At 43.8% G+C, this 23,630-nt stretch carries 35 protein-coding genes and 2 pseudogenes; 2 read left to right on the forward strand and 35 right to left on the reverse strand.

The window, feature by feature from the left end; all coding sequences use genetic code 11:
• Positions 1-26: 26 nt before the first annotated feature.
• The 8 genes from QF049_RS15070 to QF049_RS15105 form a co-directional block, all read right to left on the reverse strand.
• The gene (locus tag QF049_RS15070; protein ID WP_307538450.1) at positions 27-746 is read right to left on the reverse strand and encodes a class I SAM-dependent methyltransferase; all 720 of its coding nucleotides are present in this window, start codon (positions 744-746) and stop codon (positions 27-29) included.
• Positions 747-966: 220 nt separating this feature from the next.
• On the reverse strand, positions 967-1,350 hold the full coding sequence (locus QF049_RS15075; RefSeq protein ID WP_124113626.1) for a VOC family protein: 384 nt from the start codon (positions 1,348-1,350) through the stop codon (positions 967-969).
• 130 nt (positions 1,351-1,480) lie between these two features.
• A complete protein-coding gene (locus QF049_RS15080) occupies positions 1,481-1,822 on the reverse strand; it encodes a GNAT family N-acetyltransferase (protein ID WP_307538454.1) in 342 nt (113 codons plus the stop codon).
• Between the two features lie 3 nt (positions 1,823-1,825).
• Positions 1,826-1,996: a hypothetical protein gene (locus QF049_RS15085; protein ID WP_307538456.1), complete on the reverse strand. Its 171-nt coding sequence runs from the start codon at positions 1,994-1,996 to the stop codon at positions 1,826-1,828.
• A gap of 34 nt (positions 1,997-2,030) precedes the next feature.
• The gene (locus QF049_RS15090; protein WP_307538458.1) at positions 2,031-2,555 is read right to left on the reverse strand and encodes a YfiT family bacillithiol transferase; all 525 of its coding nucleotides are present in this window, start codon (positions 2,553-2,555) and stop codon (positions 2,031-2,033) included.
• 48 nt (positions 2,556-2,603) lie between these two features.
• Positions 2,604-3,143: a GNAT family N-acetyltransferase gene (locus QF049_RS15095; protein ID WP_307543261.1), complete on the reverse strand. Its 540-nt coding sequence runs from the start codon at positions 3,141-3,143 to the stop codon at positions 2,604-2,606.
• Between the two features lie 8 nt (positions 3,144-3,151).
• Positions 3,152-3,691 (reverse strand): hypothetical protein, encoded by a 540-nt coding sequence (locus QF049_RS15100; protein ID WP_307538460.1) that lies wholly within the window; start codon positions 3,689-3,691, stop codon positions 3,152-3,154.
• Between the two features lie 21 nt (positions 3,692-3,712).
• The gene (locus tag QF049_RS15105) at positions 3,713-4,153 is read right to left on the reverse strand and encodes a hypothetical protein (protein WP_307538462.1); all 441 of its coding nucleotides are present in this window, start codon (positions 4,151-4,153) and stop codon (positions 3,713-3,715) included.
• Positions 4,154-4,337: 184 nt separating this feature from the next.
• On the opposite strand from QF049_RS15105, the gene QF049_RS15110 reads away from it, so the two are divergent.
• Positions 4,338-5,111 carry a sporulation protein gene (locus QF049_RS15110; protein WP_124113621.1) on the forward strand — a complete coding sequence of 258 codons (774 nt, stop codon included), beginning with the start codon at positions 4,338-4,340 and terminating at the stop codon, positions 5,109-5,111.
• Positions 5,112-5,208: 97 nt separating this feature from the next.
• Here the strand turns inward: QF049_RS15110 and QF049_RS15115 are convergent, their stop codons facing one another.
• Both QF049_RS15115 and QF049_RS15120 read right to left on the reverse strand, forming a co-directional pair.
• Complete coding sequence (locus QF049_RS15115; RefSeq protein ID WP_307538464.1) at positions 5,209-5,493, reverse strand: hypothetical protein; 285 nt, start codon at positions 5,491-5,493, stop codon at positions 5,209-5,211.
• A 64-nt stretch (positions 5,494-5,557) separates the two neighbouring features.
• On the reverse strand, positions 5,558-6,115 hold the full coding sequence (locus QF049_RS15120) for a DMP19 family protein (protein ID WP_307538466.1): 558 nt from the start codon (positions 6,113-6,115) through the stop codon (positions 5,558-5,560).
• Between the two features lie 387 nt (positions 6,116-6,502).
• Here QF049_RS15120 and QF049_RS15125 point away from each other — a divergent pair, with 387 nt between their 5' ends.
• A complete protein-coding gene (locus QF049_RS15125; RefSeq protein WP_307538468.1) occupies positions 6,503-7,663 on the forward strand; it encodes a glycosyltransferase family 4 protein in 1,161 nt (386 codons plus the stop codon).
• Positions 7,664-7,963: 300 nt separating this feature from the next.
• Here QF049_RS15125 and QF049_RS15130 read toward each other — a convergent pair whose 3' ends face one another.
• From QF049_RS15130 to QF049_RS15245, 25 genes and pseudogenes are all read right to left on the reverse strand, one after another.
• Positions 7,964-8,635 (reverse strand): DUF3298 and DUF4163 domain-containing protein, encoded by a 672-nt coding sequence (locus QF049_RS15130; RefSeq protein WP_307538470.1) that lies wholly within the window; start codon positions 8,633-8,635, stop codon positions 7,964-7,966.
• On the reverse strand, positions 8,622-9,146 hold the full coding sequence (locus QF049_RS15135; protein ID WP_145320016.1) for an NUDIX domain-containing protein: 525 nt from the start codon (positions 9,144-9,146) through the stop codon (positions 8,622-8,624). Before QF049_RS15135 ends, QF049_RS15130 begins: the two co-directional genes overlap by 14 nt.
• A gap of 295 nt (positions 9,147-9,441) precedes the next feature.
• The gene (locus QF049_RS15140; protein ID WP_307538473.1) at positions 9,442-10,104 is read right to left on the reverse strand and encodes an HAD family hydrolase; all 663 of its coding nucleotides are present in this window, start codon (positions 10,102-10,104) and stop codon (positions 9,442-9,444) included.
• Positions 10,091-10,552, reverse strand: a complete 462-nt coding sequence (locus QF049_RS15145) for a GNAT family N-acetyltransferase (RefSeq protein WP_307538476.1) — start codon at positions 10,550-10,552, stop codon at positions 10,091-10,093. The genes QF049_RS15140 and QF049_RS15145 overlap by 14 nt, the downstream gene beginning before the upstream one ends.
• Before the next feature lie 94 nt (positions 10,553-10,646).
• Positions 10,647-10,817: a YHYH domain-containing protein gene (locus QF049_RS15150; protein WP_307538478.1), complete on the reverse strand. Its 171-nt coding sequence runs from the start codon at positions 10,815-10,817 to the stop codon at positions 10,647-10,649.
• A gap of 109 nt (positions 10,818-10,926) precedes the next feature.
• A complete protein-coding gene (locus QF049_RS15155; protein WP_307538481.1) occupies positions 10,927-11,703 on the reverse strand; it encodes a Cof-type HAD-IIB family hydrolase in 777 nt (258 codons plus the stop codon).
• An 82-nt stretch (positions 11,704-11,785) separates the two neighbouring features.
• Positions 11,786-13,348 carry a PH domain-containing protein gene (locus QF049_RS15160; RefSeq protein WP_307538483.1) on the reverse strand — a complete coding sequence of 521 codons (1,563 nt, stop codon included), beginning with the start codon at positions 13,346-13,348 and terminating at the stop codon, positions 11,786-11,788.
• Positions 13,345-13,842, reverse strand: a complete 498-nt coding sequence (locus tag QF049_RS15165; protein ID WP_307538485.1) for a PH domain-containing protein — start codon at positions 13,840-13,842, stop codon at positions 13,345-13,347. The genes QF049_RS15160 and QF049_RS15165 overlap by 4 nt, the downstream gene beginning before the upstream one ends.
• A gap of 132 nt (positions 13,843-13,974) precedes the next feature.
• Entirely contained in the window at positions 13,975-14,535 is a 561-nt protein-coding gene (locus QF049_RS15170) for a GNAT family N-acetyltransferase (RefSeq protein ID WP_307538487.1), read from the reverse strand.
• A gap of 27 nt (positions 14,536-14,562) precedes the next feature.
• A complete protein-coding gene (locus tag QF049_RS15175; protein ID WP_307538489.1) occupies positions 14,563-14,985 on the reverse strand; it encodes a YhfM domain-containing protein in 423 nt (140 codons plus the stop codon).
• Between the two features lie 102 nt (positions 14,986-15,087).
• On the reverse strand, positions 15,088-15,768 hold the full coding sequence (locus QF049_RS15180; protein WP_307538491.1) for a zinc dependent phospholipase C family protein: 681 nt from the start codon (positions 15,766-15,768) through the stop codon (positions 15,088-15,090).
• A 131-nt stretch (positions 15,769-15,899) separates the two neighbouring features.
• The gene (locus QF049_RS15185) at positions 15,900-16,679 is read right to left on the reverse strand and encodes a hypothetical protein (RefSeq protein WP_307538494.1); all 780 of its coding nucleotides are present in this window, start codon (positions 16,677-16,679) and stop codon (positions 15,900-15,902) included.
• A gap of 147 nt (positions 16,680-16,826) precedes the next feature.
• A complete protein-coding gene (locus tag QF049_RS15190; RefSeq protein ID WP_307538496.1) occupies positions 16,827-17,156 on the reverse strand; it encodes an HIT family protein in 330 nt (109 codons plus the stop codon).
• A gap of 17 nt (positions 17,157-17,173) precedes the next feature.
• Positions 17,174-17,627 (reverse strand): annotated as a pseudogene (locus tag QF049_RS15195) (NUDIX hydrolase).
• A gap of 46 nt (positions 17,628-17,673) precedes the next feature.
• Positions 17,674-18,264 carry an HD domain-containing protein gene (locus QF049_RS15200; protein WP_307538498.1) on the reverse strand — a complete coding sequence of 197 codons (591 nt, stop codon included), beginning with the start codon at positions 18,262-18,264 and terminating at the stop codon, positions 17,674-17,676.
• A gap of 32 nt (positions 18,265-18,296) precedes the next feature.
• The gene (locus QF049_RS15205; RefSeq protein ID WP_307538500.1) at positions 18,297-19,136 is read right to left on the reverse strand and encodes a GNAT family N-acetyltransferase; all 840 of its coding nucleotides are present in this window, start codon (positions 19,134-19,136) and stop codon (positions 18,297-18,299) included.
• Between the two features lie 53 nt (positions 19,137-19,189).
• Positions 19,190-19,336: a hypothetical protein gene (locus tag QF049_RS15210; protein ID WP_307538502.1), complete on the reverse strand. Its 147-nt coding sequence runs from the start codon at positions 19,334-19,336 to the stop codon at positions 19,190-19,192.
• A pseudogene (locus tag QF049_RS31395) lies at positions 19,337-19,432 on the reverse strand (hypothetical protein); the annotation flags it as partial.
• A complete protein-coding gene (locus QF049_RS15215; RefSeq protein WP_307538504.1) occupies positions 19,386-19,646 on the reverse strand; it encodes a hypothetical protein in 261 nt (86 codons plus the stop codon). The pseudogene QF049_RS31395 and the gene QF049_RS15215, both read right to left, overlap by 47 nt.
• 1 nt (position 19,647) lies before the next feature.
• On the reverse strand, positions 19,648-20,370 hold the full coding sequence (locus tag QF049_RS15220) for an aminoglycoside adenylyltransferase domain-containing protein (protein ID WP_307538506.1): 723 nt from the start codon (positions 20,368-20,370) through the stop codon (positions 19,648-19,650).
• Positions 20,371-20,434: 64 nt separating this feature from the next.
• A complete protein-coding gene (locus tag QF049_RS15225; protein ID WP_307538508.1) occupies positions 20,435-21,328 on the reverse strand; it encodes a PhzF family phenazine biosynthesis isomerase in 894 nt (297 codons plus the stop codon).
• Positions 21,321-21,986 carry a Type 1 glutamine amidotransferase-like domain-containing protein gene (locus tag QF049_RS15230; RefSeq protein ID WP_307538510.1) on the reverse strand — a complete coding sequence of 222 codons (666 nt, stop codon included), beginning with the start codon at positions 21,984-21,986 and terminating at the stop codon, positions 21,321-21,323. The genes QF049_RS15225 and QF049_RS15230 overlap by 8 nt, the downstream gene beginning before the upstream one ends.
• Positions 21,987-22,006: 20 nt before the next feature.
• Positions 22,007-22,549, reverse strand: a complete 543-nt coding sequence (locus tag QF049_RS15235; RefSeq protein WP_307538512.1) for a GNAT family N-acetyltransferase — start codon at positions 22,547-22,549, stop codon at positions 22,007-22,009.
• 26 nt (positions 22,550-22,575) lie between these two features.
• Complete coding sequence (locus tag QF049_RS15240) at positions 22,576-23,091, reverse strand: nucleoside deaminase (RefSeq protein ID WP_307538514.1); 516 nt, start codon at positions 23,089-23,091, stop codon at positions 22,576-22,578.
• Between the two features lie 31 nt (positions 23,092-23,122).
• Positions 23,123-23,629, reverse strand: coding sequence for a GNAT family N-acetyltransferase (locus tag QF049_RS15245; RefSeq protein ID WP_307538516.1), 507 nt, complete (start codon positions 23,627-23,629; stop codon positions 23,123-23,125).
• Position 23,630 lies beyond the last annotated feature (1 nt).

Genomic DNA, 23,630 nt, shown 5'->3' on the forward strand with positions numbered 1-23,630 from the left:
ACAATCGATCATATCGCCATATAAGCTTACGAATCTTTCTTTCTCCACAACGTGGCCCAGAGAAAAGGTACACCAAAATACGGTTCATGCTGCTCCATCGCCTTCATCGCACGAAACTCGACACATTCGAAGCCATCTTCCAGCATGTAGCGAAGCTTCTCCTCCGTGAATGCCAGACCACGTCGCATCGACTTCTCTTGATACACCTGCCAATCATTCATAACGATCTCCGGCCCACCAATATCACCAAAACCCGGAGCGAAACAAGTCATTCCAAAGTATCCTCCAGGCCGGAGTGCATTGTGGATCATCTCTATGTAGGGAATACGCTGATGTGGTAGCAGATGGTGCAGACAACCCGAGTCGTAGACAAGATCATATTCTTGCTCCGGAGCCAGTTCGAACACGGAGCGGCATTCAAAATGCACGTCCAGCTGCTCTTCTGCAGCCCTCTCCTTAGCCCAGGCAATAGCTGTCTCCGAAAGATCATAAGCATCGACCTGATATCCTTGGCGAGTCAGATACAGCGCATTTCTGCCCGGCCCACAACCCAGTTCCAGTGCTTTGCCACCACGTAACAAACTTGCGTTCACATGTGCTACCAGATTCTCATCCGGTTTGTTTGGAAAAAAGGGAATAGGTCTGTTCCGATCCTCATAGAAAGGTTCCCAAAACTGCTTGGCAGATCTGAAGTCCGCATCGAGCATATCATATAGATCCTGCACACTTTTAATCGTCTTTTCCACAACCACATTCCTCCTTCAATGCTCCATCCAAACCTTCATTTCCGACTACTCATTCCTCATCATTTTCAATAAATCAGCCACACTCTATTATAACATTTTCACCCAGTAGTTCTCTATTTTTCTTGTGCTTTTCTACTCCAAAACATAAGCTTTTTCCCAACAAAAAAACGACCGACATGAATATCGATCGCTTATAATCGTAGCGGTTTTGAGTTGTAATTTACTTCGCCCGTTCCAAGACTGCAAAGTAATTTCCTTCATTATCCGCAAAGTTGAAAACACGCCCCGTTGGCATCTCGACAATCTCTCCAACCGTTACATGTTTACTAGCCAAGTCGGCATATAATTGATCCAGATTTTCGGTGAAGAACATTAACGAAGGTGTGCCCAGATTTACACCCGCCGACATCCGCTCCACAGTCTCTTTGTCATGGAGAATAATGCTCGTCTGGGAGTCTGGGGTAGGCGCGATCTCAATCCATCTCATGCCCTCGTCAAGGTTTACTTCATCCACAATGTGGAACCCCGCAACTTCCGTCCAAAATGCCAGTGATTCATCTTGATTGTTGACATACAACATAACTTGGCCGACTTTGCTAAACATGGATCAATCACTCCTCTGATCATCTAATCTCTCAACATCCTGCTTATCATTCCTCAAATTCCAATAGAGTATAACATGCTGGACAGCTTTTTTATCATCTTTCTTTGCAAGTACTAAGTAAACATTAGACTTATTGAGTGGCTTTTAACTTCTTCGTAAGATAAAGTACAACATCGTCGTCCATAATCGTTTCTTCACCCGGCTGAATGTAATGATCATGCTTGTGTACACCGTGACCGTCTGGTATATACCCGCGATGGGCGTATAGAACTTGCGCTTTGCCATAATCGGAAAACACACCTACACCAATGCCTGCTACATCCGTTCGTTCCAGAATAACTTCCTCTGCTCGGTCCATCAACCGTGAACCAACACCTTGGCGCTGAAACTTCATCAGCACATTAAAATCGTTAATTTCGGGAATGCCTTGTTCCCTGAAAGACGGGTAGCTGGAATACCACAATACATTCACGTATCAGGCAAATTCTCCATTTAACTCGGCTACCAAGGTTACACGGTCCCCATTCTGTTGTTCAGCCAAGTAATGAATATACTGCTCAGCGTATCTCCCCCACCCCTGCTCCTGGAACGCCTTTGATATGATTACAGGATCACTCTCATTTAATAGTCTGATATGTACAGTCAATGATAAATCCTCCTTAAAAAGATATTTCTCCTTGCTATATTCCCAGTCTATCCCGAAGCGATGTGATGTGAGCAACATGGTGTTTGCCATGCCAAGCATACATGCCCAGATTATAATCCAGTCTTGTCGTTTCTTCTGATGAGGGATGATAAAATTGTTTGGCATAATCTGCATCTGTCAGCGTGTTCAACAGAAACACCCAACGACGATGGAGCGCATCCAGAATCTGAAGCGAGAATTCAACATCCAGGTCTCTTGAATCACTCAATTCAGCCCAGCGCTCTTCATAATAAGGTCGAATCGTTGGTGTATCCTCTGTCAGTGCCAACTTGAAACGAATCATACTATTCATATGGCTGTCTGCCATGTGGTGAATGACCTGTTTGAGCATCCATCCACCTTCTCGATACGGCAGACTTAATTGCTCTTCACTTAGTCCCTTTACCGCTTCTCGTGCGTGTTCAGGCAACTCAGCAATGTCCTGAATCCACTTCTCCCGTTGTGCCAAAGTAACTTCACCCGTGTGTACAAATGGTCCTATCGGAAATCTTTCATCCATCCACCATTCCTCCTTGTTTATATGATTCAAAATAACTTTTAGTATTATCTAAGGAGCATATTCCATAAGGCAACAGTCTCGCATCTGTCCTTCATGCTGCTCATGTTTCTCCAACAGCTTAATCTTTTGGAATCCACATTTCTCGTAACAGGATATCGCTCGCAAGTTCCAGGATTGAGGGTCCATAACCACTTTACTTGCTTGTTTTTCATTAATCAGATAAGCCAGCATGGATTGCATCAACTGTGTACCAATGCCTTTATTCCAGTAGTCTACCTCACCAATAAACTGATCCGTTCCATAGATGATCTCATCCGTATCTCCATAACCATACTCCGTTCGCTCTTCTTCCTCAAGCTCGTAGAACTGAATGTATCCAATCGGATGTCCTCCATACTCAACCATACAACGAGTAGCACCATCTTTCTGATTGTAAAAATGCGCTCTCACCTGTTCCAGGTCATGCGGCCGATCACGCCCTTCATAGTATTGAAGAACTTCCGGGTCTGAAAGCCACTTCACCAGATGTTGTTCATCTTCTGTGTCCAAGAAACGTACGGTGATTTCATTCGATTCATATACATTCATCATTCTGATTACTCCTTATTGATCTCCAGATTCTCACCCGTAACCCAACTCAGATCCTTCCCTAACAAATGCTCGTTGTGAACATAATACACCATGGGATTCTCAAGCGGTTGAGTCGTTCCATCCGAAGATCTGAGCGTTAACCGCAACTTGTAGCTCCCTATCTCATCAGGTATCGAAAATCCTATCAGATTATCAGCTGATTTCATGGTTTTCCCCTGCGCCTTCAGATACTTTTCCAGAATGACTTGATCAAGATAGGAGCTGCCAACAGACGAAGGCATGTACCACGCATCATCTTGTTCTTCAGCGAATGTCACCCCTTCCCATCCAGGAACAATCGGATACACCATGTGTTGATCCTTGTCTTCTCTTTTTCGCGTTATCTCTAACTCTACCTCAACTACATCCGTATCAATCTGCCTGATTGTGCCTGCCATCACAACATCTTGGGCACTCACACTTGGAATAACATAGCTGTATATGAGCAGAGTCACCAAGAGGATTATCGTTATTCCCGTAATCCAAAATATTGTACTTTTACGCATCTGTCTGATCCTCCCATCTGGTTAATCATACTTCTGGAGTAGCTCCTTCTCTGTTAAAGATTGAGTTAACCTATCCAACTCAGGTGATGCCGTCCAATCACTGGAGGTGTTCAGTCCATGCTTGATGGTATGTATCGCGCTATGTGCAGACATGTATATATTATGGTGGATTCCAGGTTGGACAATGATGTGCTCTCCTGCACGCATCACTCGAATCGAAAACATCTGATCGTCTCCATAACTGGCATACGCAATCCATCCGGTTTGCACCACATAAAACTCCGTTAGATTGATATGTACATGACTGTTTTGCCATGCTCCCTGGGAAGAAGCAACGGTTCTACAATAATAACTGCCATCTTCTGCTATCATTTTATATTTTTGTTCCCCGTTCTCCATCTGCTCGAAGCTGGTTTTGACACCCGTTTCACCATATTTTTGTTCTGAAAATTCTGTGTTCAATCGGCTTCATCTCCTGACAAAAAATCCCTTTATTTAAACATTCGACATAGGTAAGTCGATTCTCCTGTTTGGATATGCGATATATCTTTGCTAAAATATGAAACGCTTCTCTTCCAGCTTCCGTATTAAGGTCGAAGCCGTATGTATCCCATAAAATAAACCATCTGATCTGGAGGTTGAGCGCATGTCATTTTTCAAGAAAATGTTAGCCAGTGTAGGTGTTGGAGCAGCCAAAGTAAATACAGAATTGCATACACCAGAGGTCACGCCTGGAGGAATCATCTCGGGGGTTGTGTACATTGAAGGTGGAGATGTGGAACAGAACGTAGATCGAATCTATCTTTCAATCAAAACCCATTACATACGGGAGCGCGATGATCGCAAAGTAAAAGAAACAGCCGTTATAGCCAAATATCTGCTCACCGAAGGTTTCACATTACAGCCTGGAGCCAAATTGGAGAAAGACTTCTCATTTGACCTGCCAGAAAATCTGCCAATTACACTGCATCGTGCAGAGGTATGGGTAGAGACGGGCCTCGATATTTCAAGTGCTGTAGACCCCTCAGACCGGGACAGACTGCATGTTGTTCCTAGCAAAGACATGAACACCGTGCTCGATGCAATTGATATCCTTGGTTTCAAACTGCGTGAAGTGACCAATGACTACGCACCAAAGCTGGGCGGCAATCTGCCATTTGTACAGGAATTTGAATTTGTACCAACAAACAAATTCCGTGGGCATCTGGATGAGTTGGAAGTGCTGTTCTATCCGATGGGCGATTCGCTGGAACTGCTATTACAGATCGACCGCCGCGCTCGTGGGCTCAGTGGAATATTCTCCGAAGCCATGGGTACGGATGAAAGTTTTGTCCGCCTGCATCTATATGAAAGACATCTGGCGCGAGGGGCGCATTCTGTCGCTCAAGGACTGGAAGAAATCATTTCCAAACATATTTAATCTATAGTTTGTTTAAACGAAAAAAAACGTCCTCTATCAGATGAGTCGTCTGATGGAGGACGGTTTTTTGGTTGGTTCAGTTTCACAAGACAATACTTCAAGAACGCTGTGTCCAGCGCTGCATTCCAGATCGAAGACCGTAATATACTGCGGCGAGCAAAACGAATCCGGCAACAGCCATGATTATGGATGTTGTATCCCACCGAACAATAGTTCCAAAAGCAACCTTGGATTGCAACGGGGTACCCGAAGAAGCGGTGTTTGTCAGATCAGGTACGTAATTCATGGTCATAATCATGCCTTGGACGACATTCCAAGCTGCAAAACCGATGATGAATAACAAGGTAACCAGAACGGATTCCATCGCTAATCGTTTATTCATGCTTGTCATTTTGCCTCCTCAAATAATGTTGTGAAGGATTTCTTTATACAAGATCTCTTCCCACTCAATTAGACAAAACGTGCTTTAGACGATCTTTATTTTCATCCACATATTGATACAGCAGGTCAAAGCTTTCTTCGTTATCCGATTGCATGCTCAAATTCGCGGCTTCCAGTTCAATCTGCTGTAATACCTCATGAATCTGTTCCCCGTGTATTTGCAGGCTTGTCGTGATATCGTCTTCGGACAAGCCATTCACATTATCTCGTAATTGCCCGTGCGTTACGCCGCTCTCGGACAACATCTGTTCTATTTTCTTCAGGATCACGGCATCTGCATCATTGCCGATCCGCTCCATCGCTGCTATTGTCTCACCGAGATACTGTCCGCTGGCATTCTCAAGGAAACCGGTCATCCCGTTCATGGACAGCTCGGTATCCAGATCGATGATCAGAATGATATCTCGCAATACTTGCGGAAGTTCCTGCCCACTTTCTCGAATCGTCGCAAATTCAGCCCGGTAAAGGTCCATGGCAACACTGCCCACCACTTCTTCACCCGACATCTCTTCAAGCTGATCGAGTGGTAACAACTCCTGCAATTCTTCTTGTAACTTGTTCATCTTTCTCTGCCTCCTGTATCTCTCTGTCTGAATAGTTTGAACGAATGTTTTTACACTGGACCACTACGCGGTCAGAATAAACTTCCGATCGCTGTTATCCCCAGATTTTTTCAATCCCTTTATTAAAGGGGAAAATCCGGTGATAAAGGCGAACGCTCCGCTTCTTCAGTTTGTTTCTGCCCTCTCCGTTTCGTGTAAATTTCAAGTTCAACTACGCCGACACGTTATTACATCATAGCAGAATACGCTATACAAGTTGAACTTATGGAAGTTTACATGTTCGTGCCGAAGTCATTTTACAGGGAATATCGTCAAGTTAACGTGCACTTGACCTCTGGAAAATGTTCCGCTGTTATGATCTTGTCATCACGAGTCTTGGGAGGGGTAATGATGCGCCTGGCCTTGTTCACAGACACCTATCTTCCGGAAACCAATGGTGTTGCTGGCACGCTCCACCGCTTGAGTAACCATCTGAACCGCAGAAGAATTGAACATCTGCTGTTTACTCCGAACTCCATCATTGAAGGAAGCCATGAGACTCAAGTCAGATCGGTTGTCAACATCCCTTTTTTTCTGTATCCCGAATGCCGCATTGCTCTACCCAACAGAGCAGACACTCACAAGCAGCTACAAACCTTTCAACCCGATCTGCTGCATATCGCCACACCTTTTAATATGGGATTGCTTGGTCTGAGGTATGCGCTCAAATACCATCTTCCGCATGTTGTCTCCTACCATACCCACTTCGATCGTTATCTCGAATACTACCGGTTGAAAAGCATGATTCCTCTCTACTGGAAGTATATCCAGTGGTTCCACCGTGCCTGTGAAGCAACCCTAACTCCATCGCAGGAAACGTTAAACACCCTGCAAGCCCAAGGCATTCAGCGTCTGAAACTTTGGTCTCGCGGGATTGATTGCAACCTGTACTCCCCTGATAAACGCAGCTTGGATATCCGTGAACGATACCAGATCACCGCTCCCCTTATTCTACTCTACGTTGGTCGCATTGCCCCGGAAAAAGATATCGCTACGCTCACCACTACCATGCAGCAGTTGCCCCAGGAAATGCAGTCCCGTGTACACTGGATTATCGTTGGCGACGGTCCCTCTCTCCCCAAAATGCGTCTGCAATCCCCACCAAATGTCACCTTTACAGGGTATATGCATGGCGAAGAACTTGCTGTTATGTATGCTTCGGCAGATCTGTTTGTGTTTCCTTCCTCTACGGAGACATTTGGCAATGTGGTGCTGGAAGCGATGGCTTCAGGACTTCCTGTGGTAGCGGCCAATGCCGGAGGTGTAAAGGATCTGGTATCCCACCACCGCAATGGTGTATTGTTCGAGCCAGGTCAGGCTGATGCACTGATTCGGGAGATATGTCTCTGGGGAAATCACGGGGACCAATTGCGGATGATGGGACTGGAAGGCAGAAAGCTGGCTGAGCAGCGGTCGTGGGAGCAAATTTTTGATACACTGATCGGGGATTATGAGGAGGCTATCGAACATCGGAACAGACGAACGAAAGATCGAATTATTACAGCGTAGTCTGATGAAATCAGCTTCTTCCAGCAACCCATAATAACCGCCTCTGCCCTCTGTTAAGTTAAAACGGTTCGCCCGTTCAGGCCGACCGTAGCAGCATGTGCACGCTACTACAGTCGGCCTGAAACATGTTTCCAATACACTTCATAACAAAACCTGCATCTTGGAATGGGTTGAGCTATTACACGGTATGTAGACACATAGAACCGCAGTTATTGGAATTATTTAAAATATTTTGAATGATTGTATATAGAAAAAAGACATGACTCCTTAAACTGAATCATGCCTTTTATTGCATACGATCTATGTGTTGAATTTACTGAACGGGACTTTGATATCTACAAATCCTTTAGCGTAGGGTGCAACCTCATAAGGGTGGAATCGGATGACAATCCCTTTATCATATAAAAAGAATTCAGATGTTTGATCAAGCTGAAAATCATAAATATTTTCTTCAAAAATAGACTCTCCTGCATTATACATGGCTAATAGACTATTTGAGATTGATTTCTCTACCTTCTTTATCTGTATATCATCTTTAACATACTCGCTTAGCTTCAGTTCTTTCCCCGTTCTTAAGTCATAGTTATATGACCTTGTCGCATCCATTCCATGTGCTCCCCCAGCGTACATATGATCTTCATACACCACAGATATCTTTTCTTTTGCATTGTATTTTACACTGGCCATGGTAGTGAAGGAATAATTCTTGTTTAATTTCTTGTCTTCTTTGTCCAGGCTAGCTGCCTTGACTGCGTGGAGTTTAAATGTCTTGTTCAGCTTATCCGTCACAGATTTCTTTCCACCTGAAAGATGTATGTATTGCTGTCCTTTGTAATACTGGATCTTCGTTTTCACTGTAATCGTGCTTGCTGCCTCTACATGATTAATCGGAAGAATTATAGCAATCAGTACAGTGAGCATAAGGTAATTTATCCATCTGAATTTTTTTATTCCAGTTCTATACTCCCACATTACCAACAAACCCCTTTGGCTCAAATGATATCGTTTCTTGCATTCTGTTCCATATTACCTGTGGAGTACCCTTTAGGTCTGCTCTGTTCTGAACGTTGCCAATACAGATGTCCTCTGCTCCCGGATGTTGTAAATAGTGCCTGAGCGTCGCTTTGACCAGAATAGACGCATGCAAATCCAGCACCTCATCCAGCGGTATCCAGAACAACTCCCCTTCATCCGAGGGTACAAACCGTCGATGACTCGTCTCTCCGAAATATACAAACTGCTGCCAAATCTCACCACCGTTAACCTCTAACAGAATATATCGAAGCCGAAAGTGTTCGACATCCGCTTGCTTGAATCCGGTCTCTTCTTCAATCTCCCGATAGCTGGCGGTCATGGGCGTGTTCAGTTCCCCTTGTTCCAAATGTCCGCCAATGCCACCCCAGAATTCAAAATCAAACAATCTGCTACCCGCCTTCTTCATCATCAGCATATCTGAGCCATTGCTCAAAAATGCTGTAGCCATCTGTCTAATCTCCATATGTACCTCGCTTTCCAAACTGTAAATATATGAATCTACTTGTCTATATAAACTGAACTAAAGAATATTTACACTAGACACTCCGATGACAGAACAACCTTCCGATCACTGTTATCCCCAGATTTTTTTGATTCCTTTCCTAAAGGGTAAATCCGGGGATAAAGGTGAGGGTGTGCTTCCGAAGTAGCTTTCTTTCAGAAAGCTTTTAGCTCCGCTTCTTCAGGTTCTTTCTGTCCTCTCCGTTTGGTGTAAATGTTATATTCAATTTATATAACCGTTTCTAAAGCAATTTCTTCAGCTCACTTAGATATTCAATCGTATGTAAAGGACCCGACGTAATGGTGTCCTGCCAAGGCTGATTGACCTTCATCCAGATCGTACTCATGCCAACATTTGCTGCTCCTTGAATATCGTTCACGGGATGATCGCCAATGTAGATACACTCCTCGGGAGTGAGACCGAAATGATCGAGTGCAAGCTGAAAGATCCGAGGATCGGGCTTCTTGACTCCAGCCTCTTCTGAAACAATAATATGGTCGTAATCCTCCCGGATACCGAGTTGATCGATTTTTCCATACTGAATATCGGTCTGCCCATTGGTGATTAACCCGGTTTGGTATTTCCCCCGCAGATGCTGAACGACTTCTCGCGCCTGTTCCATCAGAACTGAACTTCGCACATACTCTCTGCCATAGAACTCCATCAGTTCTGCATGTGGCGGATGCTCTGCCCAAGGCAGTTCATGCAACAACTCGTTGAACAGAAAGGGTTTGTCCTTATAACCATCCTGGTCGAGTTCAATAATTCGTTTACTTATATCTTCGGTTGACTCAAGGTGACCAAAATAGGTCTTGATTAAACGCTGCGTGAAGCCGCCAAAGGTCATCGTTCTGTTCAGAATTGTATTGTCCAAATCAAAAATAACCGCTTTAATATGATCCATCTTCCTTCTCCCCCAATTTCAGTGCATGCGTTATCTTCTCCATACTCGTCACTTCTCTAAATCCCAAGTTGCGATAAAAAGATCCAGCAACCAGTTGATCCGTGTACAGAACCAGTCGAGCGTAATGATTTTCCGCTTTTTGAATAACCGCATCCATCAGCCTGCGCCCAACCCCATGTCTTCGAAATTCTCTCATCACATAAAACCTGCGAATTCTTCCGGTATCAGTCACTTCAGAATAAGGATCTCTGTTCAAACCGCAAATCCCAACAACCTTATCGTGCATTCTGCATTCAAAAAGCGCTTCATCTTCTTGCTCGAATGTATTAATTCCTGTCTCATATTCATGGATTAATCGCTCGATATGTCTGAACCCCTCACTGGAGCTTTCGGCCAGCATCGCCACTAACTCTTCATGATTCCATACCGATATCTCCTGTATCCGCATGGTGTAACCGCCTCCATCATTTTAAATCAATGGTACACATGCAAACCCAACCATACATTGAATGATGGCCGGGTTTATCTTGTAAAGCTCATTCTCATTTTTTCTTTTTGTGATAGTGATAACCCGTGCACAGACCCTTTTGTTTGGATTTGGCTGAACAGTTATGTCCACCGTTCTTATCCAGTCTGCCTGGATGAGCATAAGCGGAAGAGGATACACCAACAAGTACGACAAGCGACAGGATTAAAATAACAACCTTTTTCATAAGTCACCCTTCGATCAACACCCTATGCTTTAGGGTTTAATACGTGCTATATCATTCTACATGAAAATCCACAATTGGGATATCCTTCATCTTTTTCATCTGTACATTCTCATAAAATCTTAAATTGCTTCAATGCATGGGTGACCCCATCTTCACTTGCCCGCAGGGTGACATAATCGGCGCTTTGTTTAATCCGTTCTCCGCCATTTCCCATCGCAATTCCGATTCCCGCATACACTAGCAGATCCACGTCATTCTCCCCATCGCCAAAGGCCATTGTATCCTCTCTGGATATCTTCAGGTAGTCGAGAACATTCTCTGCAGCTATAGATTTGCTGACTTCGCTCGCTTCCAGCACATTCACTACATACGGATGGAATCTCACGAATCGTAGGGAAGGAAATCTGGATTGGAATTTCTCCGTCTCCGCTTCATCCGCATATAAGCAGATGCAATATACGTCCTGTTCCAACGTGCTGATTTTCTGCGGCGAATCCATGTGTCCAAGCGTATCTCTTAAGGCGTCAGTAACACGACCATCTCCAGTACACAACCCGTTCGTCTCAAATGACTCTGTAAAATATGAAATACTGTGCCCATGCAACTCGGCAAACTCACTAAATGCTCTAACCATCTGTGCTGAAAGTACAGACTTATGTATCACTTCATCACATGCTTTGATCAATGCTCCATTAGCCGAAATGATCGTATCGATTCCGAGATTTCTGAATTCTTCGCATAAATTATAGGGCCTGCCTGTGACGAGTACAACTTGAACGCCTTTACGAATCAACTCCCGGATCGACTCAGCTGTACGCGGTGATAAACTCCGATCTATTTCGCTCAGTAATGTACCGTCCACATCAAAGAACACAGCTTTAATCATACTGTCCTTCCTCCTCTGTCTTCAATTAAAAAGAGCAAGCACAGAATAACCTGATGCGGTCTTCCTGCGCTTGCTCTTGCAATTAACGGGTCTGAACATCTTGGGTACGTCCCATGTACCATAATTGAAATGATTTCGCCGTATCCAGGGAAATGTCATGTGCCCGATGATGCAGTACTGGTTTGGCACGGTTTACGGTATGAATGGAAGCCACACCGAACCAACGCTGTAACACATTACGGGTGATCTGCACTTCGATGACTTTCTCACGTTTGGAGATGAAGAGTATTGAAGTGAGCGCACCGGTCCGAAGTTGAATGAAATTCTGATGTAAAATGTATCTGGTATGGAAAAATTCCAACACTCTGCTCGTTGCAATCCACACAAGCAGAATAGCCGAAATCATCCACCAGGCATGCTTCTGCCCTAACACAAATGGTTTGAAATACCACAATAAACCCGTAATTATAATCCATCCCCAGCTTGGTTTGAGCAGACGCAGCCATAGTGATATTCTCGGAAGTTTTTCCATCTCCTGCGTCACCTGATAGGATGGTAGAATCTCCTCAATCAGGGTATAGGCTTGCTTCACAGGCAAGAAGGGATAGAGCGAGTTCACCTCCTGCTCTGATTCTCCCAGACTACCTGCAGTGGTCAGTTCTACTTCCGCCAGTCCAAGCAGCCTTTTCATTGGCGACTGTGTAATTTTCACGGCCTGGACTCGCTCTTTCAGGATTGAAAATGACGTTTGCTCCATCATTCCCTTCGAGATATAGATCCGCTTGGCATCCGAGGTGATCTGGAAATTGCCATACTTTACGAAGGTTCTGACTATGCCCAGAGCAATAGATATGATCAATAAAACTAAAATCATCAAACCAGCAATCCACCAGGAATCAAGCCAGGTTAATAACAAACTTTCCGTTACTTCTTCATCAGGGAAGAAGTCCTTCACCCAGGAATACAGCGTAGCCAGGACCGGAATCAGTACGAGAAAACTAAGCGAGGTAAAGGATGCTTTGAATATGTCCTTGCGGGTGGAATGATAATTAACAACCCGTTCCTGTTTTTCTTTTGCGGGCAGAGACATGACTTCATCAGTTATAAAAGGTTCGGATTGCGCCTCTCCCTCTTCCATAGCCTGAACTGTATCCAACGTATCATGTTCCTCTGTTGCTCCTGCTGTTTCTGCTTCTTCAGCCATATGACCTGCTACAATTTTCTCCAGCTGTTCCGCTTCGGAAAGTGAAACAACGTGTAACTGAAAGGTAGCATCTTCTCCCTTAATCCCGGTCTCGAATCGAATCGACGTCACCCTGAACAACCGATGAAACAGCGTTGTATGACGATTCACATTCTGGACCTTCGTATAAGGTATCGTTCTTCGGGTACGGTTAAACACACCACTATAGATATGAAAGGCTGTATCGTCTGCTGCATAACGCGAGGTGAACCACCTCAGGATAATGGACAGGATGCTAATGGAGACACCTACATAAAAAGCGATTCTTCCATAGTAGAGCCATTGGGACTCTGAGCCCTGGCGGAAGACAAACAAAAACAAGATGATCGCAAACGAATTCTTCACCAGTTTCCACAGACTCCACAGCATGGTTAATGGATGATGTCGCTTCATATCAATCATTCATCCACCTCATTAATCCGTGCATAGGATGCAATCTGATGACGGAGAGCAAGCGCGACTTCCTCTGGCAATGCCGGGATTTCATGCGATGAACCCATCGTGCCAACCGATACGGAATAGAGTCCATATTTTCGCATTAAAGGTCCCTGATTTGTTGTAACCGATTGCACTTTCGCCATGGGGATGATCTGATGTACCTTGGTTAGCGCCCCACGCTTCAGTTGCAGGAACTCCTCATTCACATCATAGAACCAATGCTTGTATAACCATGACGGCTGGATGAAAATATCCCACACCGCATAGAGCACCGATACGGCCGTAACCCCCCACAAAATCCAACCAATCCACGTCTTCCATCCATAGATGGAGTCGAGTATTAACAGTACGGCAAGGATCAGGAAACCTATTACATTCCATATGATGGCGCTAATTCTCCACAAGTTTACCGCATTAGGGGACAGCCGTTGCTCGGGTGTATTCCACTGTATTGACATATGTTCACTCCTTTTTTCCTCGGGTACATAAAAACACACATGATACACTGTACGAACAATCGTTCACGATCGATGCAAAAAGATAAAGAGATGACCCCTATACACTACAGGTCGTCATCTCTTTTGTTCATTTCATTTTACTATAAAATCCTGTACTTCACACAGCCAAACCATATGATCTGTTCCTTCGCCCCAATAGTTGTTCGCTACGACATAGGGTTCACCGAATTTGCGCTGCCACTTCTTCTGTGCAATTCGATAGCCGCTATCCAGGCAGAATTGTTTGATTCCACGCCGCTGAAGCTCAGTAACCAGTGCAACAATGAGTTCCGAAGCAATCCCCTGACCTTGAAAATCCGGTGTGACGTATAGGCTGCCCAGCTCTCCGATATCGTTCAGCCTGCCTTCTGTACATTCACGAATCTCCTCACCGCAAGGTCCATACGAGATTGTGCCTACAATAACATCTCCCATTTTGGCGACGAGGAAAAATACACTTGCTTCTATGTTATCCTTTGCTTGCAATGCGGTGTAAATCATCGCTTTTTTGTGTGTTATTTCATCCTGAATATCATCCAGAAGCGAGCCTATTCCCTCCTGATTAAATGCTGCGGGAATGGTTGTCTCGAACACCTGATACGCTCCATCTGCATCTGATTGCGTTAAAGGTTCAATGGTAATTTTGTCATCCACAGGTTCTTCTCCGTTCCATATACCTTCTTAATCGGTACGTCGCTGAATCAGCCTTCTTAGTTGATTCGAATCCTCAAGGGATATGCTATATCCAGTGTTCGTGTCGTCATGGTTTACTAACAGGCCTTGCATCTTGGGATCCATTCCTAATGAAAAATCATACCGTGTTATCGAGCTGTCCGCATTTGTTATGCTCATGTCGTACTGTGTACCATAATCGAGAATGCCGGGCAAACGCTCAGCCTTATGTATGGCCTCCATCATGATCCGTATCTCATCAGATCGATTAAACTCAACATCTTGGCATGGTTCCAAAGTGAGGTCTGGATTACAGGTTAAGGTGATCAACAGAGGAAGTCCCTCTTCCGCGTTCGATTCATTCGGTTTACTGCACCCTGCAATGAACGTGGCAATGACAAATACGAGCAACACTCCTACATATCTCACCATACTGCGTGCCTCCCTGACTTAGTATTAATAAACTAGTAATGAGTAGAGAAGTAATAAATACAGTATATAATGAAATGACTCAACTTCACTAACTATCCATATTCATATCAAGTTACGTAACTCCGGGTCCCATGAAGACAACATAGCGATCAGTCGCTCTACGGTCTCTTCCACAAATACCTGAACTCTCTCACCCGTGATGAACTCAGGAGTAATTCTCGGTTCTTCCCCATTAAGAAAGGAAAACGTGCGGTCCCGCCAGCGTACAATCTCATCGGCAGTTAAACGATCCGTCATGTCATAACCCGGTGAACTGTTGAGCACCTGCCATACCTCTTCGCTCCAACTTGAACCTTGATAGAGATTAAAATCGATCTGGTCCGTCTCCTGGTAATATAAACGCGCCAGTTCATCCTTCGATCTGCTCCTGCCTGTATGTTGATCTACCTTGTTGACCCGTTCCACGAATTCAGGATGCACACTCCGGAACCAGTAATAGTCTGTCAGCACATGCATAAAGTACCCACGAACAAACCACTTCCATCCTTCATCGGTACGTTGTTTTATATAAGATGAGTAGAGTTCCTTGAGTCGTCCAGTGTAATCTCCTTCATCCTTTGGATTGAAATGGGTGTACTCCTTATCATCTCTGGTTGTACCTTCACGCATATGTATGGAATCCGGGGCGATATTCCCCAGATAGAATGAACCTCGATCAGCCTGCATTTGCAGCGAGTCTGCAATCCGATTAGCAATATTGAGATGAACCATAGGTAACGGCATAGAGTTGATCTCCTTTTATCGGGAAGTATTCTACAATAATTAGAAAAAAAGAAATATCTACTGATGCAGCGTACAGATCACTTGAATAGTGAGACTCTGCTATCTCCACCTTTTTCATCGTAGATGCGTGATTATCCCTGAATTCTCTCCACTTGCATTCGATCAAACAATTGCTCCAGATCCGTATGGTGCTCCGGGTGCTCCTTCACAAGCAGACTAATATATTCCGATCCACATTCATAGAATACTAGACGATTAAACGGAGCAGTATCTCCAAAATGATTGCTTTCCTGCCCAAATTTTTCCCGAATCAGATTCTCAATATAACGCGCGTAACCCTCGTTCCACTCCAACCAGCTCCAATACTCGGCTTGTTCTTCATTTAATGACCGGAAGAGTGCCTTTCTAGCTGTCTGTACTTCCGTTAGGTCCTTACTCTTCAAAGCAGACAACAATGAGTTAATCCGTTCCACAACGACTTCATCTTCATACGGAAACTCATAATCCAGTTCCCATGTTACGCGCTTCAGTTGGTCCATTTTATGCTTAATCTGGAGACGGTTAACGATCCGCTCATCATATTTCTCATATACATAGCAATGAACATATTCATGGAATAGATAGACTTTCTGCTCCAGATCTTTGAACGCTGCATCCGTTACAATCGCACACATTCGTCCGTTCATATGATGCACCGGCATTGCGGCAAGGCACTCATCTGGAATATATAAATCGTCCGGTACCGTCTTCACCCACTCATATTGCTGCGTTTTGGACGAATAATCATAGATATATAATAAAGCTTCATAGGCTACAACCACTGGATAATGTTCTGCAAACAACGGATGTATGCTGACCAAGTCTTTTTGAAGCTCGTTTAACTCGTTAATTTGCTCTAAAAAAGCTTCCATGTTATTAACCCTCTCTTTACTGGGATGATGCGTTAATCATACTAGAATAGAAAAGATAAAACACTGAGAGAAAAATGATAATTCTGTTCGAGTATGAGATGGTGAACGTTAGAAAGGTGGAAGATTTATAATCAGATATACAGTTTCCTAAGTTCGTTCACCACTGACTATATGCCAATGTTGATGCTTCGAGTCTTGATAACTGCCCAAGTTAGTTATAATCTTCGACGAGCCTGTCTGGTTCACCATGTCAGCAGCAATCTTTTTAATGACACGCATCATTTCTAAGAGTAGTTCATCATTATTCTCTGCTTCTTCTGAAATGAAGGACTGGATATGAATCTTGGGAATCACCACAATGTGATGCGTGTAGTAAGGCCGAGTGTGATGATAAGCCATAACGTTATTTGTTTCCATGACAACTTTGACTTGCGTTTTACCACTGAGCACCTCATCACAATAAAAGTCCTGCGTCATAACATCCCCTCCTCTTACTAGTGAGTTCTGATATATCCCTTCTTCAATACATATTCCGTAAACGGATTGATCTCAGGGATTGGCTGGTTCAGATCAAAATATCGGAGTTCCAGCCCTTCATCATCCATAATGGTTGGGCTGCCCTTGATGCCTGCTGCTTCATAAACAGCCATGACGTTGTAAACTTCATCACCATGCGGATACTGATAGTACATGTCCTCACCTGAAAAAACGCTAATGAGTTTGTACGATTCCGCTCTCAGTCCGGCTTCTTCATACAATTCCCGCGCAGCTGCTTCCTCCAAAGACTCCCCGGGTTCCATTGATCCACCAAGTGTCCCCCCAATCCAAGCTATCTGTACGTTTTTGCAGTAGCAGGTGACCTTCCTCATTGAACACGAGTACACATGAACCCGCCATAATTAGAGGACGCGAGCCCACCAGTTTTCTTAGCTCCATGATATATCCCATACATGCTTCTCCCCCATCTTCAAAGTACGTACGTTAAAACGTATCTTTATGATTTGGTCAAGATTCCCTGGTCCACAGATTTCTGAATAAGTTGCTGCGCATACTCCCACAATGTTTCGGAACCGTTCGCAATCTCACGGTTTCTGTTTAATACCTGATCACTTGTAATGTTATATTTCTGCCATGTATCTCCCTCATTCTGATGATTGTGGATTAGATGCTGCAACCGGTCGAGAGATGAAGCAAATTGTGCTTCAGGCGTCTGCTTTGATTCAAACTCCAACCATAAATGGAGTAGTTCTTCAGCCTGTTCCTTAGGCAACATACCAAACAGCCGATGAGCCGCTTTGATTTCACGATCATATTTATCCGTGTGTCCCACCGTATCGTAAGCGAATGTATCTCCGGCATCAATCTCGACCAGATCATGAACAAGAAGCATCTTAATGACTTTGAGGATATCCACATCCTTGTTGGCGTGACTCTGTAGAACCAAAGCCATCATCGCCAGATGCCAGGAATGCTCCGCATCATTTTCAAGTCTATCCCCATGGATGATTCTTGTTCTCCGTTCAATCGTTTTTAGTTTATCAATTTCAATGAGAAAGTGAATCTGATCCTGTAATGAGTCGTTCAACAGTACATCCTCCTTCATATCCGATACCCAATCTATATAGAGAGGTCATACCAGTAGACTTTATAGTTAAAGTCCAGTGACATTCCCACACCCTGTGCCAGACGAATTGAGCCTGCATTGTCCGGAGAACAATCCCAATATGGATGTACGTCTACACGACTGCATTCTTCTACAAACGCTTTTGCCACCATCCCACCATAATTTCTTCTTCTGTAGACTTCAACCGTTTCAATATCAACCGCATGTGTCTGATCTGCAATAAATGCCGAAAAGCAAACACTCGCGATTTCATCGTTATGCACTGCAATGTAGCCAAAGCCATGTTGTAAAAAATCATCTATTGTCGTCCAAAAGTGAGAGATTTTATCTTTCAGAAAAGAGGAATTGTAATAACTTTTCTCTCCTAATAGCACTTGATCTATTCTGAGAATTCTGACTTCCTCGTCCTGAAAAGCATATATGTCGATAGGTACTTGATGATTTATAGGATCTGGATTCAATTTGAATACATGTTGAATATCACTGGAGATCTCTCTTTTCCCGGAGATATGCTGAAAAACATCTTCCCAGGCTTCGTCCATCACACTAATCTCAACAGCATGAATATGTAAGCTCAATAATTCAGGTTCAATACGTTCATGCATGAACTCTTTCAATTCATTCAGAAAGGGGCCACTTCGAGAATCTCCGATCAACTGAAAACCAGATTGTCCATGTACCCAAATTAGAGCTGCTGTGATATTCTCTGCATCATCGACATAGATCCGTCCTGGATTCAGGCCAGATACCACAGCCTTAACTTCAATATTCTGACACGAATCCGTGAGATGCTTTACTTTGTGGAAGTCATGTTTATCAATCTCGGTTATCATTGGTTCATTCCTCTCAAATTCGAGATAGAGCCCTACAGCATGGATGATCTCAATCAAATCTGATATTCATAGATTCTCGTCTCTTCATCATCAAGCAGGTATCCTTTACCGATATAAGTCCAATTACTTTTTTCATAATAATCGTTCAGATCAGTACATAGGTACAGCTTGTCATACCCTTTTGTTTTCACCTCATTCAATGCATGGGTCTGAAGTTGTCCACCCAGGTTCTGGCCCCGATATTCTGGATCAATATGAAGACACGCAAACCATGGGAAAGAGATCCTGCCTGCTATTCAGATCACTTCGTAACAAAGCATACCCACCAATAATTCGGTCTCCGTCCAGCATCACATAAAATCTTGGTACATCACTCTCTGTCTCCACAGAACGCTCTATACAATCCCGATAGAAGTGGAAGCTTGATTCCGAACCCCATTGTTTCCAGAAATACTGCACTGCTTCTTGCAGCACGTCCGGCTTCTGCCGAATATCAATAATTTGCAACATGTTAATCTCCCTTCGCTTGGATCTGATTCAACATATATTCCGCATACTCCAGAAGTAAAGCTTCACTCAAATTCACATTCTCCAGATCACCATTGTACTTCGCAAGGCATTGCGAGATGACATCCGTGTATTTCGAAGGAAGGTCTGTAAGTGCCCATTCTCCTGCTTCTCGTTTGGAGTGAATGACTGAATCTCTCACGTATAAAAGGACCCGGGACAGACTCAATACATAGTAGACTGGGTTCTCCACAATTTCTTCTATAGCTGAACTCGCGTCCGATGTAATTGAAGCAATCATATGTTCACGATTTTCCGGTTGGAACAGATCCTTAATGGGTTTACCATCCAGCACAATGCCTCGATCATAGATGACCGCCATATGTGCTACCAGATCTGGATCTTCATATCCACCACATAGATATTGCTCATCCGTCCGATATTTCTCTCGGTGATAAGCAGAATAATGAAATTCAAAAGGAGTAGGGTATGCCATGGCAACAATCGCAGTTTCCAGTACAACACTGAGTTCAAAACCTTTCGTAATGTGCATCTCATCTTCAATATGCATTAACTTTTGTGCAATCCTTCGATAGGTGTCGGCAGATCGCTTTTCCCGGCTAACGACCAATATATCAATATCACTCTGATTTGGATGAAAGCATCCCATGGCCATGGAACCGTGTAGATATATTCCCACCAAGGCATTCGTTAATTCTTCTTTCAAGACACGAGTAACGCTATCTAAAACCGTCTTTTCATTCAACAGAAGCAACTCCCTTATGTATAGATCAGGTGTCCAATTCAATATTCAGTTCACGCACAAATACAGCTGTCCCCTTTATTCTGACATCCATATCCTCATCATCCCGAATCACACTCACTTGAACCTTTCCATCTCTTCCAATCTCATGCCCTTGCTCTACCACAAACTGTACCTCATCAATCTCCGGTTTCACATAGGTTAAATAATAAGCACCCATCACCCCGGAGGCTGTTCCAGTCACTGGATCTTCCGTCGTACCTGAGTAAGGTGATGAAAAATGTCTGGCATGCATCATCGCATCGGAATCACGGGTTTCGAAACAAAAAGGATGTAGGGAAGCTTTCGGATTCTCAATTAAAATTCCCGGGAACAGGGAAGAATCCGGTTTCATTTTCATAAAAGAGTTCAAATTACGAATGGGGATTAATAATGTCCAGGCTCCTGTACTTCCATAAACGATTGGCGTAGAAAGGTCAACATCATCCAAAGTGAGGTTTATGGCGCTTACCAACTTCTCGATATCCCCCTGGAACGGTATAAATTGCGGCTGATCCTGTTTCATTTCCATGTAAATGATGTTGTCATTTCGCTCAAATCGAATAGGTAGTATGCCCACATTGGTTTCAATCGTGATTGACTCTTTGTCACCCAACATACCACGCGTCTTCAACCCATACAGTGATGCCATTGTGGCATGTCCACACAGATTAATCTCATGGCCCGGCGTATAATAACGTAATCTGACGTCAGCTACTTCAGAGTTCAACACAAATACTGTCTCATTAAAACCAACCTTATAAGCGATCTGCTGCATCTCCGTCTCACTGAAATGATCAGCGTCAAAAACCACTCCTGCAGGGTTACCTTGACCGGGAACTGTAGAGAAAGCATCATAATGATAGACCGTAACATCACTCATGATTAGACCCACTCTCTCTGTAATCTAAGCGACGCACATTTCCATATAACTCTACGCTTTCACCATCAATTACAACCCCGCCACCATCTTGGCACGCATAAACCGCCGTACGATTAACGCGTGTATACTCTCTTAATGAATTCAGAGTGTCTTCCGAACCGTCCCAATGCGGTGCAAATTCTAAATCAACGAGTCCCAGTGCTTCCATATCTTTGAGATCTACATTGTTTTCATCAGCATCTTCCCCATACCCTGCTATCTCTATCGTAGGTGTAGTCAGAATACTGCCTGCACTGACCCCAATAAGAATGCCGCCACTCTTCACATAGGAATGTAACAGACCAAGCGCATTTCTCTTCTGTAATAAACTTAGAAAATAAAACGTATTTCCGCCGGATAGATGAATCGCATCACATTCGAAAATAGCGCCAAATGTGCTCTCCTCATACTCCAGATCAAGATCGTAATATTGAATGTTATCTATTCTAATTTGATTATAGTAACGTCTAGTGTGTTCAAAATACTTCCGCTCCGGGTCGGAGCTCGAAGGGATATATCCGATGGAAGGCTGTTCACTGTTAAATAAGCTTCGTATTCTCTGATCCAATTTATTGTTAGATTTGAATACCAAATCACTTAGCAGAATCAACGTGATCATCTTATTTCCTCCCGTACCTATTAGACTGGCTTATACTCTTTATCCAAAATCGAGAAAAAATACTGGTCTGTCCACTGATTGTTCCACCATAGTTCTTCTTGGAAGACGGCCTCCCGTGTCATTCCCACATGCTGCATCAGTGCTGCTGAGGGAACGTTTTGTGAATTACACATGCCGACGACCTTATGAGCTTGTAACTCTTGGAATGCAAATTGTAGCAAAAGTCGGGTAGCTTCACTCCCGTATCCTCTACCTGCGTATTCCGAAAGTACAGCGAATCCAAGTTCCCAGCTTTTTCGGTGATCCACATAACTCCACATTTGAACGATACCAATGGGCGTATCTTCCGGATCGCTCAAGCGGCGTATGACGAAATCATAGGCATATTTTTTCTCATCTGCAACAGCAAAATGACTCCGATATTTCTCGCGAACCTTCTCCTCATCCGTCTCAACAGTTTCCTCAAAGCTCCATATGCTTGTGTCACATTCAAGTTGACATATGAAGTCGAGGTCTTGCTCTGTGACTGTTGTTATTTTAATTTTCTGTCCCACGAATTCCATGTGAATTCATCCCCTTTGGATTAGGATCATTGCTTGGGAATCTCCCATTCTGTATTAAGCAAACCTCTACCAATATTCCATTTGGCGAGCAAAGCTCTCTGTTTATTTTCCAGATCAAGAAAGGGTGCTGCAACACAAGATAGCGTGTCAAACATATGAATAAAATGAGGCCCTTCCTTGAAACGTCGAAGCCCGCCATATTCTTCATCATCCGCTGCCCATACAATCTTTTTAATCCCCGACATTAATATGGTACAAGAACACATGGGACAAGGCTCACAGGTAGTATAGAGCGTCAGGTCTTTCTTCGTAAATCTCTTCTTATTGTCTACATCCAGCAAATGTTTTCCTACCTGACGAATGGCATCCACCTCAGCATGTGCGGTGGGGTCGCAATCCGAGAAGACTCGGTTCCGGCCTTTACTCACGACATTCCCATCCACATCCACAATTATCGCACCAATCGGATACGTGCCTTCAACAAGTGATTGTTCTGCTTCTTCCAGAGCCAAAGTTAAATATTCATAATCCGATAACTTCATTGAAAGTCCCCCTGAGTACAGTTATAGTTCCTTACAAAACAGATTCCTTGTGTAATGTGTAGTAAAAGAGATTGTCTACTAACTCCGTGGACTTCGAAAAGTTCAACTTTTCTAACAAGCTCTGCGATTGAATATTTGCCTGCTCCACTGTCGCTTCAATAAAATCAAGATTCATCTTGTTCCAGCCGATTTCGATAATTGCGCTTAAAGCTTCTTGCATCAACCCTTGTCCCCAATAGGACGAAGATAAATCAAAGCCAATCTCTGCCTTCGATGGTGACTCCTGATTCCAACAGTGAAACCCCGCTGTGCCTATGAATTCGCCATCTGTTTTATGGAATAGACCATATCTGCATCCAGAATCATCGATGTGGAATTGTATGATTTCTTCTGCTTCTTTTACGTCACGACAAGGCTCAATATCCATAAACCGGGTTACATCTGGTTCAGCGAAATGCTCAAAAACAACCTGACGATCCGCTAGGGTTAACTCTCTGAGGTACAATCGTTCAGTCTCTACATTAGGAAAATGAGTCATG

It is taken from the genome of Paenibacillus sp. W4I10 (genome assembly GCF_030816325.1).
Taxonomy (GTDB): Bacteria; Bacillota; Bacilli; order Paenibacillales; family Paenibacillaceae; genus Paenibacillus; species Paenibacillus amylolyticus_B.

Excerpts from the sequence above, each read along its gene's own strand:
- QF049_RS15185 (WP_307538494.1), bottom strand. The coding sequence starts at position 16,679 with ATGGAAGCTTTTTTAGAGCAAATTAACGAGTTAAACGAGCTTCAAAAA.
- QF049_RS15145 (WP_307538476.1), bottom strand. The coding sequence starts at position 10,552 with ATGCGGATACAGGAGATATCGGTATGGAATCATGAAGAGTTAGTGGCG.
- QF049_RS15090 (WP_307538458.1), bottom strand. The coding sequence starts at position 2,555 with ATGGATGAAAGATTTCCGATAGGACCATTTGTACACACGGGTGAAGTT.
- QF049_RS15190 (WP_307538496.1), bottom strand. The coding sequence starts at position 17,156 with ATGACGCAGGACTTTTATTGTGATGAGGTGCTCAGTGGTAAAACGCAA.
- QF049_RS15235 (WP_307538512.1), bottom strand. The coding sequence starts at position 22,549 with ATGGAATTCGTGGGACAGAAAATTAAAATAACAACAGTCACAGAGCAA.
- QF049_RS15165 (WP_307538485.1), bottom strand. The coding sequence starts at position 13,842 with ATGTCAATACAGTGGAATACACCCGAGCAACGGCTGTCCCCTAATGCG.
- QF049_RS15175 (WP_307538489.1), bottom strand. The coding sequence starts at position 14,985 with ATGGTGAGATATGTAGGAGTGTTGCTCGTATTTGTCATTGCCACGTTC.
- QF049_RS15100 (WP_307538460.1), bottom strand. The coding sequence starts at position 3,691 with ATGCGTAAAAGTACAATATTTTGGATTACGGGAATAACGATAATCCTC.
- QF049_RS15240 (WP_307538514.1), bottom strand. The coding sequence starts at position 23,091 with ATGAAGTTATCGGATTATGAATATTTAACTTTGGCTCTGGAAGAAGCA.
- QF049_RS15230 (WP_307538510.1), bottom strand. The coding sequence starts at position 21,986 with ATGATCACGTTGATTCTGCTAAGTGATTTGGTATTCAAATCTAACAAT.
- QF049_RS15095 (WP_307543261.1), bottom strand. The coding sequence starts at position 3,143 with ATGAATGTATATGAATCGAATGAAATCACCGTACGTTTCTTGGACACA.
- QF049_RS15245 (WP_307538516.1), bottom strand. The coding sequence starts at position 23,629 with ATGACTCATTTTCCTAATGTAGAGACTGAACGATTGTACCTCAGAGAG.
- QF049_RS15215 (WP_307538504.1), bottom strand. The coding sequence starts at position 19,646 with ATGTTGCAAATTATTGATATTCGGCAGAAGCCGGACGTGCTGCAAGAA.
- QF049_RS15135 (WP_145320016.1), bottom strand. The coding sequence starts at position 9,146 with ATGGCTACAGCATTTTTGAGCAATGGCTCAGATATGCTGATGATGAAG.
- QF049_RS15125 (WP_307538468.1), top strand. The coding sequence starts at position 6,503 with ATGATGCGCCTGGCCTTGTTCACAGACACCTATCTTCCGGAAACCAAT.
- QF049_RS15155 (WP_307538481.1), bottom strand. The coding sequence starts at position 11,703 with ATGATTAAAGCTGTGTTCTTTGATGTGGACGGTACATTACTGAGCGAA.
- QF049_RS15120 (WP_307538466.1), bottom strand. The coding sequence starts at position 6,115 with ATGAACAAGTTACAAGAAGAATTGCAGGAGTTGTTACCACTCGATCAG.
- QF049_RS15140 (WP_307538473.1), bottom strand. The coding sequence starts at position 10,104 with ATGGATCATATTAAAGCGGTTATTTTTGATTTGGACAATACAATTCTG.
- QF049_RS15075 (WP_124113626.1), bottom strand. The coding sequence starts at position 1,350 with ATGTTTAGCAAAGTCGGCCAAGTTATGTTGTATGTCAACAATCAAGAT.
- QF049_RS15150 (WP_307538478.1), bottom strand. The coding sequence starts at position 10,817 with ATGAAAAAGGTTGTTATTTTAATCCTGTCGCTTGTCGTACTTGTTGGT.
- QF049_RS15225 (WP_307538508.1), bottom strand. The coding sequence starts at position 21,328 with ATGAGTGATGTTACGGTCTATCATTATGATGCTTTCTCTACAGTTCCC.
- QF049_RS15205 (WP_307538500.1), bottom strand. The coding sequence starts at position 19,136 with ATGATAACCGAGATTGATAAACATGACTTCCACAAAGTAAAGCATCTC.
- QF049_RS15115 (WP_307538464.1), bottom strand. The coding sequence starts at position 5,493 with ATGAATAAACGATTAGCGATGGAATCCGTTCTGGTTACCTTGTTATTC.
- QF049_RS15180 (WP_307538491.1), bottom strand. The coding sequence starts at position 15,768 with ATGCCGTTACCTATGGTTCATCTCAATATTGCTAATCGGATTGCAGAC.
- QF049_RS15110 (WP_124113621.1), top strand. The coding sequence starts at position 4,338 with ATGTCATTTTTCAAGAAAATGTTAGCCAGTGTAGGTGTTGGAGCAGCC.
- QF049_RS15160 (WP_307538483.1), bottom strand. The coding sequence starts at position 13,348 with ATGATTGATATGAAGCGACATCATCCATTAACCATGCTGTGGAGTCTG.
- QF049_RS15130 (WP_307538470.1), bottom strand. The coding sequence starts at position 8,635 with ATGTGGGAGTATAGAACTGGAATAAAAAAATTCAGATGGATAAATTAC.